Genomic DNA, 16,143 nt, shown 5'->3' with positions numbered 1-16,143 from the left:
TTTTATTATTTAATTTTACCAGCCAATCTTTATCGCCACTAGTTACAAACTAGCGGGAGCGGGGGTTGCAAAAAATAGCAACAACTCTAGGAACTACAGTTGATTATTTAATCAGTGGTGGTAATGAAGAGCAGATTACCGACAAAGAACTTTTACAACAATTTAAAGAAGTACAGTTATTAGACAAAGAAGATAAGCATCTGGTCAAAACATTTATTGATGCATTTTTAACCAAAAGAAAAGTACAAAAACTAGCTCAATAAAAAAACCAGCCACAACATACATCGTAACTGGTTATTTATTATCTAATAGTTCTTACTCATACCCGCCAAGTTGTAAATCTATTTTAGGATTAATATAAAATATGTAAACTTTTTTTAGGACGAGACAGGGGTATAATCACTCCTCATAAAATTGTATTTCCAATTCTTGATTTACTATTTTCTGGACTAATTCTCCATCATAATTATTATTTATTATCTGTTCTACAAAATCAAATGGTAATTTTATTTGATGCTTAATTACATAATGAGATAACCATTCGGGCCAAACCCAAGTTCCATCGGTATAATAATTTATTGACCCTGCTAATTCCCCACAATACTCACATTGTCTTTCACTAGAGACAGTAGATATTTTACCTCCTTTTTTTAAATAATTAATTACTTCATTGGCATCTTTATAATTACTTGCATTAATTAAATCTGGCTTTATTATATCATTTTCAGTTAAAATGTAATTCAAAATATCTTTAACTATATGCTTTTTCATATTTATTACGTTTAATTTAAGAAATTTATTTAGGAATAAAACCTCTCCATCTTCCAGTTGAAGGTCTCCAATTTAATAATGGTTTAGAAAATGACTGAATACTATACTTACCACTATTAAATGTATGTAAATAACCTGTTGGCGCAATGACCAATTGACCAGTTGCATTAGATAATCTCTGAGCAATACCATTGCTTAATGCACCAGCATTACAGGCACAAAGCCTAATTGGCGTATTCGATAAGCCTTGTTTAGCTAACGAATTAGTTATTTCACTTATACTTGTTTTTAATGAACTTGCGTTACCGTGAACTAAAACATCAGTAAAACCATTTATTGGTTTTAATGCATAAAGATCTGATGAAATATGTAAAAGTCCTTCTGAACCAGCAACTTTTGAGCTATTTGAAGCCGCACTTCTTGAAAGATTAACCGCATTGTCCGCAAAACTTTTAGCTGTTTGCTTTAGAGATTGTTTTAGAAGATATTTTCCTACTCCTGTTACTAATGATTTTATTCCTGTTGCATCCGATATTGCCATCGCTGCATAGAAAGATCCTCTACCAATATCACCTTTTGCAAACCAATCATAAGAAGTTATACCACTTCCTGCAAATGGTACATCACGCCAAGCACTATCTTCTGATAATCCACTAGCAAATGTCATGGGACCGTTACCATGTTCAATACCATAAATCATGGGATCTCCTACCATAAGACCTTTATAATATCCAAAACTCAGATTGTAACCCCCATTGCCAAAAGCTAATGAAATAGAACCATCAATAGGCACAAAATCCCAATCGATACTTATGTTCAAACTTCCTGCTCCTGATCTGTTGTTATTATCACTAGCGGATAAACTTCCAAATGATCCATTAAAAGTAGCAGCAAAATCATAAGCCGTAGAACCACCATATCCAGAACCACCCATAGCTCTTCTTTCTTGTACGCCCATATGGCGACCTTCAGAAAATATCTGATCATCCATATGGTAATATTGGCTATTACCTCCAGAAGGATCACTATAAAACACCGGATTATTATCAAAAGCATTATAGGTAGATAAAGAAAAATGTACTACAGGATCAATACGGTTCCATCTGGCGATTGCCGGATCGTAAGAACGTAACGGCATCTCATACCAGTTGAGTCCTAACTCTTCAGTTAACTCTGTACCGTTGTATTTGTACTTATGTTCCTGTCCAATTATTTGGTTATTGTACCCCTTATGCTGCAGGCCAAAAGGATAGTAGTTATTTTCCTGCAAAATCTCGCGGGCATAATCTCCATCACCATCTATATCTGTGTTATTTCTAAGAACGTCTATCTGACCATCCTTATCTTTATCCGCATAATTTAATCGGTTATTGCCTAGATGATCTTTATATTGGTAAATATAAGTAAAAGTTCCATCACTTTCTGGTTCTATATACCCTTCTGAGTGATTAAAGAATTTTAATTGTTCATTTTCATATATATAGTTGCCAGCATATGCTGTTGTTAAAGAATTCCCTCCAGAAACAATTTTCTTTTGCTTCATTCCGGTTGCATCATAAACGTAGGTAATATTTCCAGTTCCCTGATTGTTAGAAATAGTCACCTTATTAGGTAAATCTAGATAATTATACGTAATACTGGATATCCCTTTATTATGATCCAACTTCATATTACCATTGGCATCATACGTATAATCATTGTTGGTATTGGTGCCGTCTTTAAAACCAAAGCCTGCAAAACCTGTGTCGGTTACTTTGTTTAATTTATTTCCTACATCATATGAATAAGTAAGATTATCCATCGTACCAAAGCTGGTAGCTTGAGTATTTTTATTCCCTTGGCGTCTTAGCGCCGTAATATTTCCATTCTTATCGTAATCAACAAAATTAAGATTATAGCGATTTGTATTATCTAATGCACTAGTAATCCTATCCATATCATCATAAGTGTACTTATACCAGCGTAATGCATTGTCACTAGCTGATTTCCACTCTACTTCAGAGATGTTACCATTGTACAAGCTAGTAGCACCGTGCGTAGGTTTGTTATAATTTACTTTATACCCAAATAAATCATGGCCCAATGCGCTAGGATCATTGATTTTGGTCATCCAACCACGTACATTATAGGTATAATCAATGGTTTGTAGTGGAGCTTGTTCTGCATTCCCTACTTTTTTCTGTACCAATTGTCCTAAATCATCATATTCTAACTTAGCTAATAACTCTTCTGGTTGATTATTAATTATCTGTTTTTGGGTTAACAATCTCCCCATATGATCATAGGTGAAGGTATCTGTAGTCACAATAGCAAGGTTACTATCCTTGTTATGTGTAGTTTTTACCATTAAAGGTTTCCCTACAAAATCCAATTGGGTTTCAGACTTATCGATCGTATTCAGATAACGATTTCTACTTCCTCCCCAAATATTTCTCCCTCTTTGATCATAGGCAATCACACTGGTTATCCAACTATTGGTTCCTAAAACTCGTACTTTAGAACCCGTAGATAGTCCTTTGGTAGCATTCGTAGTAGCAACACCTAATACACTAGTTGGTTTATCCATTCCATCTCTATCAAAAGTATAATCATCATAGTAGTGAATGGTAAGGATTTGTGTAAATACATGTGGTATAGCGTCATTAGTATAATAAACAGGTGTTCCGGCAAGAGATAAGGGTGAAGTTGTTTTACTTACAGACTGCGTATATGCATTAGAGTTAGCACTATTTTGTAAACTTACTCTAGAGGCATTATTTTTTAGCTCTCCAGTAAAAGCAACCCTCCCGAATTCATCATATTTAGTAAACAACCATTCTTTTGGGGATTTTGCTCTTTGGTTAGCATCCTGCGTCATCACCGGTTGATTGAGCTTATTATAAACAATATACTCCCATCCTTTTCCTGGTATTTTCTTCTCGATTAATCGATTTTGATCATCATATTTGTATTGGTAACATAGTTCAGAAAGCTCAGTAGATGAGACTCCATTGCTTACCGTAACTTTTGGTGGGATAACATAGGTAAGATTCCCAAAGTCATCATATACGTTATATGTATCATGGGCTACACTGTTATTATATCCTCGGCTAAGCACTACATTCCCGTTTTTATCGGTAAACGTTTCTGCAGTTTTATCATTACCATCGTTTACAGTCCAGTTTTCGTTTTTTGTGATGTTTTTGGTTAATTGACCAGCTGCATAGGTTCCATTAGATACTAATGAAGGTGTCTGGCTATTCCCATTAAGCATCACTACATCAAAGCGATGTACCTCTGCATTGGTGTTTAATCCATAAGCAGCCTTTGTCGTGGTATTCGTAGAATATATCTCATCATATCCAGTAAGTACCTGTAACTGATTTAAGTTATGATCACTACTAGTATTAATTCCTGCATTGATTAATCTTGGATTCTGATTGATTGCAGTAACTACGACATAGTTATCCTCTATAGCAATCTTATAATCAGTATTATTGCCAGCTGCATCCTTAATATACCCCATATCTAGGTACTCGATTGCCGGAACAACATCTAATTTTCGTAATTTTCCTGTAGCTAATTTTTTCAGTCCATCTGCGGTACTCGTTTTGATTTTAAGTTTTAATTTACCCGCATCAAAATACAACCACAAATAACTATTGGATAATAATGGATTGGTAATTATCGTTTCATCTGGTGGTGTTCCTTGTCCAGGCACATAAAAAATCCCTTTTGCCGCCCATCTTTTATTAAAAGTAACATTGGTAGGATACGATGTATACACAGGGTTTTTATACTGTATATTCTCCTTGTCATATCCCCACGGACCACCTGGCGCCGCTTGTTCATACACTCGATTCGCAGGCGAGGCTTCTGTTATCGTCTCGCTATATGGATTTAATGTATTTTCATATTTAGAGGTGTTATAAAATGATTTTAATGCTGATAATGCATCCGTATGTATAGCTCCATTCTCAGTCTGATCAGAAGCATATGGTAAATATGATTTGGTCTGTTTACCAAACTCATCATACTCATAATGTGCTACGATATCTTTTGGCTTAGATTGCTCGATTAATTGACTAATCGCCTCTCCGTTACCATTGATTTTTGTAATAACAGGATTCCAGAAATATTGACTAGTATTTACATCGGTACTATAGTATAAATAACTTCTAAATCTAGAAGTCGTGGTATTGCTTCGCCATTTAAAATCATTAGCGTTTTTTACTTTATTCCCGTTAATATCATATACACCACTGATTCCACTATTACCACCTGTATACGTGTATGGATGCACTATTCCCACTAATAAATACCATGTGTCTAAATTTGGTAAATCTCCATACCAAAAATAAGGATTGTTATTAGCTGTACCATTAAGGTTGTTTACATTCTGCGTTCCGTGATATGTTGTTCCATCTTGTGATCCAGTTCGTTTTACCCAAACAATATAGCGATATCCCACATTTTTATCTATAGCAAAATAGTCTGTGTTCCATCCACCATCGGCATCCCTATCAGCATCATTAACACATTTCCATAATAAGGATTGTTCTCCGAAAGGATTGTTCCCAAATATTCTTTCATTTTCGGTAACTTTTCCACATCTATTAAATAAAGGAGTCGGCCCTATTCCCACTGTCCAATCATCTTTCCAATCTAGGATATTGGTATCTTGTTTCTGTCCTCCGCCTCTTACAGCAACGGATTGCTTGGTTCTACCCAATCCATCAGAATATCCAACGGTAACGATCTTATCGCTCTCCAATACCTGAGATTGTTGTCCTTCTTGTACTTCTGTCTGATACGTAGTTGTTTTTACGTAATTCTCAGTTTGCGTCTGTGCGCTTACTATCGTAGTTACTAATACAGCAACCACAACTACTATCTTTTGTAATGTTTTCATCTTAGTGCTGTATTAATTATTTTTATAATTGTATTCATTTGCTGATAGAATATTCCCTTCTTGATCTTTTACTTGGTATAACCTATGCAAACTATCATATTCATAATAGGCGGTTCTATTTCTAACATCTGTAGTACTAGTCATCCCTATTAATGGATCATATGTATAGGTTACCATCTGTGATGCAGAAAAATAACTATGGTTTCTTAAATTTTGCAATGCGGTTCTTAATTGATTTTCTGAAGATGCATTCGTATCATTATTAGATGCCGTTATTGCTGCATTTATTAAATTTTGAACTGTAGATGACATTCCTACATAGGTGGCATTGGTAATCACCGCAATAGGCGTGGTATTATTATACCCCCACACATAGATCGTATGGATACCTTCTCTAACAGAAGTCTCCAATGGATTACCATAAGTATCATATTTATGAAAAATGGTTTGATCCTGAAGAGGCGCACTCTCTTTCGCTGACTGTATGGTTCTAGGAAGATATCCCCCGGGATTCCAAGAATCGAAATTAACCAAAGCAGTGCTTTGTTTTTGACTGCCGTGAAAAGTTTCCGTTTTTACCGGAGAGGCAATACGATTACCAGATACCAAAGTGGTATTGTTTACTGTACTATGATATGGATAATAGTATTTTGCCTTTTTGGTAGCTCCTTTAGAAGAAGTACTTCTTTGCTCAACTACTTGTTGATTACTATCATACTCAAACTCCTGTATACTTTCTTGGAACTGATCCGAATCCATATCCGAATAGATTTTACTAATCACTTTTTTCCGTTGGTATTGCACGTTGGTATCTTTATAGCTAACAATGGCATACATATCATTTCTATCACCAGCTGGCTCAGCTTGATCGGATTCTACGCTACCTACTCCTTTTGCCATTCTAAACAAATCTTGTCCACCCACAGAATTAATATTAAATCCAGTATATCGAATCATACGTTCTGCAAAATCCTCGAACTCTGCCTGTGTTCTATTTTCATAATATTCCTGAAAATCTTGTAACCCCAGAGGAAGTACGTTCATGTTATTTTGCTGCATTACAATTGGTATCAATTTATCATAATGCATCTCACGTTTGATTTGAGTTTTTGCAATTACCTTAATTCCATATGGATATGCACTAGAAGTTGCATTTCCAAAAAAATCTGAAGGTGCTATAACTGACTCATATTCATATAACTGTTCTGAGATTAATTCATCCTTAGGTATCGTTTGATCATTATCTGTTTTATACGTTTTTACTGTACTTATCCTAAGACCACCCTCATTTACTCCTTTGGGTGCACGATCATAGTATTCTCTAGTTCTAAAATCATATGGTTCGTTAAAAAAATACGGATCTTCATATCTATACACCGTTTTTCCATTATTAGCATTACTCAAAGGATCCGCAGAAACTACAGATTCACTCACTTGAGAGTAATAAATAGGTAATCCTCTTCCTTTTACATAAAAAGGAATGTAAAAACTGTTTGTAGTGCCGTACCAATATTTCTGAGGTTCCATTTTTAAAGCGGTATACACTTTGGCACTGGATCCTAATTGATCATTGGTATACTGATATACTTTTTCCGTACATTGATCGGTATCTATAGGACAACTGCGAATACTAGCTACACGAATACCACCATACAATTGATCATACGTTTCTTCCTTGTAGTTTTGCGGACTTGTGATCTTTACTGATATTTCTGCTTCTGTATTAGCCTCAGTCTCTACAAAAAATGTATATGTTCCTGGTTGGATTGTAAACGTACACTTTCCATAACTATCATATTGTACCAAACCTTCGGCAAGTTCTTCTCGCTCTCCTACCGCATTGATATATAATTGGGCTATACCGTTATTATTATTACAATCCGTATATGGAGTGTAATCTCCCGTATATCCTTCTTTAAAAATTTTAAGCTGGACGCGAGATCCATATTTATTAATCGTAGCCTTGTGCTCTATTTCTATCTGTGTAGCTGAAGTAAATGTACCAGAACGTATTTGTTTTCTAGACGTTCCAATGGTATTGGTATTTCTACTAAAAACCGTAAAAGAACCATTTGTGGTATTATTATTTTCATACTCTTGTGGGATTCGGTTCAATTCATATTGAATATTCGTTTCTCCTCCTGTTTTATAACGAATTCTTTGTAAAGCTCCAGCAACTGTGCTTCTCAAAATAGGTGCTACACTTGCTTCTTCTTTTAATTGATCAACAGGTGTTTGAGAACTATTATAATATCCCCAAGCATCCATGGTAGAATTCACCTCTTTATCACTATATTCAAAAGCTGGAATCGCTGATGGGATATCCTCGTAATAGTAGTCAAAACCAAAAGCAAATTCATTATTAGTTTGTATTTCTTTTAATAAATCTCTAGTTCCTTGGGTATAGAAATCATAGCTATTAATCAATTGCCCATTAAAATCTTTTAAATCAATAGATGTGTATTTATGATGCGCCCCAGAAGTTACAGAAGCAGTATTAAAATGCAAAGATCCATCTGCAAACGTAATTTGTTTAAGCACTGGTACCGTTACATCTACATCTAATCGTGTATGGGTATACACATTAGGATCCTGACCATCCTGTAACTCTGCTGGTCCTGATTGTTGTCCAAAAGGAGTGAATACAAATTTTGTTAACAATCCTTCTAAAAACTGTGCTTGTAATCCTTTATAAGAATAAATTTTTGGTAAAAAAGCTTTGGTTTTAAACAAGTGATTCTGATACGTAAAACTTATTTGCTGTGTAGTATTTGGTGGTTGTATACTGCTTAAATACCAACTACGAGTATATGGATAATTAGGCTCAATAGGTAACAACGCTGTGGTCTGTCCATTTCCAAACGTTTGTACAATATCGTCTTCCGGTACTGGTGTAAAAACCTCTTTTGCTCCGAAAATATAACGTACACCCTCAGAATCCGTAACCGTTATTTGATTCCAGGTAAAAGTTACCTTTACGTTATGATGCGATAATAAAACAGGTTGTAGGTTTTCTCCTAATTTAAATGAGAAATTAATTCCTCCGGCATTCACATGGAAAACATCTGGCTCTCCATCCATTAATCCTTGCGCTAATAAATATGCATGGTGTTCTTTTATAACCTGCTTGCCATTGGTCGCAGCATTATTTGCATTAGGATCAAAATAATAATATGGATCCAGAATCGTACTTCGTAGATTTTCTGACCCATAATATCCTTTAGGATGATCATCTGGTAAACCTCTTACTTCTCTAGACACCATTCCGGTTGCTGCCAGATCCCAACCTAAACCAATAGGTGATGGTTCTTCCATAACTCTAAGTCCAGAATAACTGTACTGTAATCCTGTACTCCAAGAAACACCATTTTGTTCGATATTGTAAATAGGCACATACTGCTGCGCACTTCCACTTGTTAGGCTTACAGTAGCGCTTCCTCCTCCACTAATTTTTGCAGCTGTGGGTGTAGTAGTAGCCGATGGACTATACCCTCCATAATAATCATCTTGCCCTAGAGCAACAATGCTGACCAGCATTATAAACAATAATACAATTTTCCTCATAAAATAATACTTACTAATTAATCACTTACTTTTTTTTCGGCGGCGAATTTACTAAAAAGCTCTCATTAGATTCGTAAAATTCTTTACCCTTTTATTTTCGAATCTTACTTTTACAAACAATACAAATTCTACATCTTTTTATCCATTAAAAGTTTGTATCCAATCAACTTACAATGTTAAAATGTAAATTTATAAAGGCATAAAATTCACCGTTCCATAAGTATGTGTCATTCTAAATCGATATGTTACCTCTACTTTTTACTTTTTTTGAAAAAAAATCTTGTTTAACCACATCAATCCTATATTTCGGTATTCAGAACCTCTATATTTTTAAATAGAAAAACTAAAGCAATACTATACTTAAAAATCAATTGAAAGATTATCTCATACTTCGTATCTTTGCACGCTTAAAACGGCAGCATTATGCAATTATCAGAACAAGAACTTGTAAGAAGAGAGAAACTACAAACCCTACGTGACTTAGGGATTAATCCATATCCGGCAGCTTTATTTCCGGTAGACCATACTTCTGAAGATGTCAAACAGAAATATGAAGAAGGAAAAAAGGTAGTTATTGCAGGTAGATTGATGTCTAGACGTATACAAGGGAAAGCTTCTTTTGCAGAAGTGCAAGATTCTAATGGTCGTATACAGGTATATTTTAATAGAGATGAAATTTGTACCGATGATGATAAAACTAAGTATAATGAGGTCTATAAAAAATTATTAGACATAGGGGATTTTATTGGTATCGAAGGAGAACTTTTTACTACACAAGTAGGAGAAAAAACTGTAATGGTTAAAGACTTTACATTATTAAGTAAAACACTAAAACCATTACCTCAACCTAGAACCGATGCTGATGGAAAAGTTCATGATGCTTTCACAGATCCAGAATTGAGATACCGTCAGCGTTATGTAGATTTAGTAGTAAACCCTCACGTTAAAGATGTATTTGTAAAAAGAACAAAGCTTTTTAACGCTATGCGTGAGTTTTTTAATACTAAAGGATATTTTGAAGTAGAAACACCTATCCTACAACCGATACCAGGTGGTGCCTCTGCACGTCCATTTATAACACATCACAATTCATTAGATATTCCTTTATATATGCGAATTGCTAATGAGTTATATCTAAAACGATTAATCGTTGGTGGTTTTGAAGGTGTCTATGAGTTTTCTAAGAACTTTAGAAACGAAGGAATGGATCGTACGCATAATCCAGAATTTACCGCCATGGAAATTTATGTAGCTTATAAAGATTACAACTGGATGATGGAGTTTACAGAAAATCTAGTAGAGCATTGTGCTATCGCAGTAAACGGAACTACAGATGCTACATTTGGAGAACATAAAATCAACTTTAAGACTCCTTATGCTCGTGTAACGATGACCGATTCTATAAAACATTTTACTGGATTTGATATTACAGGAAAATCTGAAGAAGAAATTCGTGAAGCAGCCAAAGGAATGGGTATCGAAGTAGATGAAACCATGGGTAAAGGAAAATTAATAGATGAAATTTTTGGTGAAAAGTGTGAAGGAAATTACATCCAACCAACATTTATTACTGATTACCCAAAAGAGATGAGTCCTTTATGTAAAGAACACAGAGACAATCCTGATCTTACAGAACGTTTTGAACTAATGGTTTGTGGTAAAGAGATAGCTAATGCATACTCTGAGCTTAATGATCCTATTGATCAAAGAGAACGTTTTGAAGCACAATTAAAGTTAAGCGAAAAAGGAGATGATGAAGCGATGTTTATAGATAATGATTTTATCAGAGCGCTAGAATATGGTATGCCTCCTACATCTGGAATGGGAATTGGTATGGACAGGTTGATTATGTATCTAACCAATAATCAATCGATACAAGAGGTGTTATTCTTCCCGCAGATGAGACCAGAGGTGCGAACCGCACAAGCAAATATTATAGAATCTCTTAATGATAATGAAAAAGCTATTTTTGAAATTATCAAGAAAGAACAAAGCATGCCTTTAGCTGATCTAAAAACTGCTTCTGGATTAAGTAATAAAGCATGGGATAAAGGAATGAAAGGACTTTCTAAACTAGGTCTTACTAAAGTTACTAAAACAGATGATAGCCTAATTGTAGAGATGGCAGAATAGATCATTTAATTATATATGAAAGCGTGTTTATTAAAAAATAAACACGCTTTTTGCTTTTATGAAAACTCTAAAAATCACAAACGCGTAGTTTTATTAACGTTTTTTTAACTATTTTCGCGCTTTTAATAAAAAAAGCCCCTATTTAATGAAACAAATTCTACTTTCTTGTATCGCGTCACTCGTATGTACTATATCAATTGCACAAAGTGCTAATATAGATCGAGAAAACTTCAGGACTTCTTATGTAAATCTACCCTCTAAACCCATTCTTGATGATAGTAAAAGAACGTATTCTATTAATACCAGTTCTATTACTATTCCAGGTTTCTCTAAAGTAAAAACAGGAGGAACTCTAGACATCAGCTATAAATTTCATGGCACCAAAATCGGAACTGTTGACATTAAGAAAGAAAAACACGAAAAAAAGGACAAAGACGGTAAAGTATTATCTGTAAGTTACACTTATACCGCCAATGTAAATTATTCTTCGTCAGCTACGTTATCAGTTAACAATGCGACAAATGCAAACGCTTACGAAAAAAGCTATTCTGAAAGTGAAACTCATAGCAGTGGCGAGTTTAGCACTTATAAAAAAGCACAAGACTACTATAACAATAACCGTTACAACCTTAGAGACAAATATAAGAGCAGTCATAAGTCACAGTTTCTAAGCTCTGCTAGAGGTCATCTTACTAGTACATATGGTTATGATATTGAATCTCATGAACGAGAATTTTTCTGGATTTTAAGATCTAAAAAACATCCAGAATTTGCAAAACATCAGGAAGCATATCAAACACTAAAATCAGCTTTTGAGAAAATGAAATACAATACATCTATTGATTCTCTCAAAATAGAAGTACTGCCGGTGATCGATTATTTTAATAGTGTAATTCCAAATTATCAAGGTAAGAAAAGAAAAATACGTAAAGTACGATATGCAAGTTACTACAACATCGCAAAAATCTATTATTACCTAGATGAGCCTGAAAAAGTTAAAGAATATGCGCAGAAAATAATCGACAATGATTATGACAAAAGTGATGGTAAGTACTTTAATAGAATTGCAGACCAACTTATTGAGAAATTTAAGGCAAATGAAACAAAATCTAGACATTTTGAGGTTGTAACTGAAGATCTAAGCAGTCAAAAAGAACAAAGTGACTTAAGTGAAGACATAGAGGTTAATCAGGCGTATCTAATTACAAAGGAAAATGACACTACCCTTGTAGACATCAAAACCTCAGATATCAGTAAAATTGCCTACAGTCTAAAAACCGTAGAATACGATCAGAACGGAAAACCTTTTGGAACTAGAGTTCGAAAAGCTAAAAAATGTAAAGAGCTTGTATTCATAGATGGAGATCATTACAGAAATATTAAATTTAAAGAATCTTCAATTAAGAATGGTGAAGTAGATGCTGGTCAAATGATACTTGGTGGTGCAACTGATAAGTTATGTAAAGTTCTATTCGAATCTGAAAAGATAAATTTATATCTATTTAATAATAAGGAACTAGTTATTCTTCCCGCGGGAAGTGAAAAAGGTAAATCTACTATGTCTACTGGTTATGTTTTTGGATTTAAAAAAAATCTTACCAAATTGGCTGAAGGATGTACTGTAGTGCAAGAAAAAATAGCTAACAAAGAGTATAAAAACAATCAAGAAGATTTACTTCGTTTCTGCAAAGAGTTAACGAATTGTAATGTAGAATAACATTCTATCTTCTCTAATAGTCTTATAAAAAACGCAACCTACTCAGGTTGCGTTTTTACTTCTTACTTATAAACAAAAACATTCTTAGCTATACGAAACTGTTTCTCCAACAGTTACAGTATAATTTTCAGCAGCTATGGTATTTATAAAATTCCATTGCGCCTCACTGCTACTTGACGAAAAGGTAACTTGTAAAAATCCTCTTTGCGTAGCATCCATATATTGTAAATCGTCTATTAATAACGCTAGCGCTTGCTGAAAACCTACCGTTTGATTTGCATCAACTCCTAAAAAGCCCTCAAACCCTGGAGAAGAAACTGAAGATGTAGCGAACTCTACTCCTATTTCTTTACCACTCACATCTTTTAACTTACTATACCAAGCATTATGCGTGTCACCAGCAAGACAAACTGTTTTCTTTCCTCCTAACATAGCAAAAAGTTGCTCTCTCTCTATAAAATATCCATCCCATGCATCTAGGTTATAAGGAATAACTGTTTGCACCCTTGCAATCTCTTCTGGTGTTAGGGTTGGATCACCTGCTAAAAGCCTAGATTTTATAGCTGTTAAATCCGTTAACGCAGTTTGAAAAGCCAAAGCCGTTTCTGGAGTTGCACTGCCTAGAGCGCCTATTTCTGCAACAAGAGTCCCTATTAAAATTAAAAGCTCTGCCGGCATAAACATCTTACCCATTAATACCTGCTGCCCTAAAACTTGCCAGTTAGCATTACTTGCAGAAACTGCTCCAGACAACCAACTTAACTGTTCTGATCCTAATAACGTTCTACTTGGATCCTGAAGTGCTGCTTGAAAAGCAACAGCATCCAATCCTGTAGTTGGACTAAAGAAATCATCGTAAGAAAGTTGTTTATCTCTTCCTATAATTCGTGTATCTAGCATATGTAAACTTAGCACACTCCCAAAATCAAATGATCTATAGATCTTAGATGGATCAGTAGATCGTAATGGTAAGAATTCGCTATACACCTGTATTGCCGTTTGTTTTCTTGTTTCATAAGAACCTTCAGAATCTTGATGGTTCTCTGCGCCGTCCTTGTACGCATCATTGGTAACTTCGTGATCATCCCACACACAAATAAATGGTTTTTTTTGATGTACTAATTGTAGTTGAGCATCACTTCTATATTGCTTATACCTTGCTCGATAATCTGTAAGTGATATAATTTCATTTGCTGGATTATGAACTCTATCTAAGGCTACAGTATTCTCATTAGTTCCATACTCCCCTTCTCCATATTCATAGATATAATCTCCCAAATGAACTATTACGTCCGCCTCCGAATTAGCCATCGCTCCATATACATTAAATAACCCTGCTGCAAAGTTTGCACATGAACAAACAGCTAGTTTCACATCCGTCACTGTATCCCCAGACGCAGGAAGCGTAATTGTTTCACCGATTACTGAAGTTGTTTGCGTTCCTAAGTCAAAAAATCGATAATAAAATTTACTATTAGAGGGTAATTCTTGAACATCAATTGCTACGGTATAATCCCTATCTGCTCCAGTTACAAACTCTCCACTTCTTAATACATCATCAAAATTTTGGTCTAAAGCAATTTGCCAATTAATTGTAATATTAGAACTACCAGTATCCGGAGTGAATCGTGTCCATATAATAACTTTAGAATCTGTGGGGTCAAAACTTGCTACTCCTTCAAAAAAATTATCTGTACTAAGGTCCGGAATACTGATCTCCATATCATCATCGTTATTACAACTGATGTACATAGGAGCAATCATAAAACCTCCAGCAACTAACATAGATTTTTCAAAAAAACTTCTTCTATTCATTGTGTGTATTTATTTTTCTTCAAAAATATTTTACCACAATAAACTTGATGTTACCCCTTCTTTAAATAAAGATCAAACTATTTTAATCCCAAGTAAAGAAGTTAACTATAACATAATATTCAACCTTTCTTATTTGGTGTTTTAAAATATCACCTAAAATTCGACAAGCAATATTTTGATAGAAAGAAACTAAATTCTTACCATTCATTTCTCTAAAAAATTATCAGAAAACACTCTTTTTATTCTACCCAAGGACAATAACAAGCATATTTTTTTGCTCTACAAGAAAAATCTATCCCCAATGTTATTTGATGAAAACCACCACTATTGAATGTTATAGGATTTGATTGATAAGAATAGGTATATGCAACCATATATTTCCCAAAATTCACCCCAACAAAAGGAGTCACATAACTTAGGTTTTGACTTTTTATCTCTTCGCCTTCTATAAAATCTATAGAATCAAAACTTCTTCTATATGATAATCCTCCCCATAGTTTACCAAAGTTCAGATCACTATAAACTTTCATATTAAAATCAATAGTAGATTGTCCAATTCCTTCTCTATAAGAATATAAAATAGACGGTTCATATGAAAAGGTTTTCCCTGGACGATCAATTACATAACCTACAGACACCAGATAGTTTCTTAGGTTATTTGCCACCTGCAAATCATTATTAACTCCAGAATTTTTCAAAAGATTCTTTACAGTAAAATGAGTATAAAAATTATATAAATTATAAGAAAATCCAATATCCATATTAAATTCACTTTCACTTATAGATCCCGGTCCGACTAAAGGGTCATTAGGATCAAATCTAGTCTGATCTAACCTATATTGAATTACTCCTGCGCTTAATCCAAAAGATAATTGATTTAGATCTACCTCACTTCTAGAGAACATCAAATGATGTGCATAAGTAACGTATCCTCCTGTTTGAGAAGAGAAACCATTTTTATCATTATATACAATAGCGCCAATTCCTGATTGAGAATCACCTATTCTTCCATTATATGCTGCCGTATATAATCCTGGACTATCTTCTTGCCCGACCCAATTTCTTCGACCTGTTAGTCGAACCTGAGAACAGTTAGCAGCTCCAGCCATTGATGGATGTAATAAATAATAATTATCTGTAAGATAATCTGAATATATAGATAACCCCTCTTGGGCATTCCCAAATCTTATAAACAACAATGTCATCATCGCTGCTAGATATATTTTTATAAATTTCATTTTGCTTGTTTTGT

8 protein-coding genes are annotated in these 16,143 nt (G+C 34.3%); 3 read left to right on the top strand and 5 right to left on the bottom strand.

Going from position 1 to position 16,143, the window contains the following annotated elements; genetic code table 11:
• Positions 1-65 precede the first annotated feature (65 nt).
• A complete protein-coding gene (locus BMY33_RS15655; protein ID WP_211482403.1) occupies positions 66-263 on the top strand; it encodes a hypothetical protein in 198 nt (65 codons plus the stop codon).
• Between the two features lie 136 nt (positions 264-399).
• Here BMY33_RS15655 and BMY33_RS15650 read toward each other — a convergent pair whose 3' ends face one another.
• The 3 genes from BMY33_RS15650 to BMY33_RS15640 are packed head-to-tail and all read right to left on the bottom strand — an operon-like array spanning position 400 to position 9,226.
• Entirely contained in the window at positions 400-771 is a 372-nt protein-coding gene (locus BMY33_RS15650; protein WP_091410265.1) for a hypothetical protein, read from the bottom strand.
• 25 nt (positions 772-796) lie between these two features.
• On the bottom strand, positions 797-5,662 hold the full coding sequence (locus BMY33_RS15645) for a DUF6443 domain-containing protein (RefSeq protein WP_091410263.1): 4,866 nt from the start codon (positions 5,660-5,662) through the stop codon (positions 797-799).
• Between the two features lie 12 nt (positions 5,663-5,674).
• Positions 5,675-9,226, bottom strand: coding sequence for a hypothetical protein (locus BMY33_RS15640; RefSeq protein ID WP_091410262.1), 3,552 nt, complete (start codon positions 9,224-9,226; stop codon positions 5,675-5,677).
• Between the two features lie 423 nt (positions 9,227-9,649).
• Between BMY33_RS15640 and lysS the strand changes: the two genes are divergently transcribed.
• The gene (gene lysS / locus BMY33_RS15635) at positions 9,650-11,359 is read left to right on the top strand and encodes a lysine--tRNA ligase (protein WP_091410261.1); all 1,710 of its coding nucleotides are present in this window, start codon (positions 9,650-9,652) and stop codon (positions 11,357-11,359) included.
• Positions 11,360-11,504: 145 nt separating this feature from the next.
• Entirely contained in the window at positions 11,505-13,076 is a 1,572-nt protein-coding gene (locus tag BMY33_RS15630) for a hypothetical protein (RefSeq protein WP_091410259.1), read from the top strand.
• 84 nt (positions 13,077-13,160) lie between these two features.
• Here BMY33_RS15630 and BMY33_RS15625 read toward each other — a convergent pair whose 3' ends face one another.
• Both BMY33_RS15625 and BMY33_RS15620 read right to left on the bottom strand, forming a co-directional pair.
• The gene (locus tag BMY33_RS15625; RefSeq protein ID WP_091410258.1) at positions 13,161-14,891 is read right to left on the bottom strand and encodes an alkaline phosphatase D family protein; all 1,731 of its coding nucleotides are present in this window, start codon (positions 14,889-14,891) and stop codon (positions 13,161-13,163) included.
• A gap of 239 nt (positions 14,892-15,130) precedes the next feature.
• On the bottom strand, positions 15,131-16,129 hold the full coding sequence (locus BMY33_RS15620; protein ID WP_091410347.1) for a PorP/SprF family type IX secretion system membrane protein: 999 nt from the start codon (positions 16,127-16,129) through the stop codon (positions 15,131-15,133).
• Positions 16,130-16,143: the final 14 nt, after the last annotated feature.

The organism is Aquimarina amphilecti, from assembly GCF_900109375.1.
Lineage (GTDB): Bacteria > Bacteroidota > Bacteroidia > Flavobacteriales > Flavobacteriaceae > Aquimarina > Aquimarina amphilecti.
Note: the sequence above shows the minus strand (reverse complement) of the source record. Positions and strands in the feature narration are given on the sequence as shown.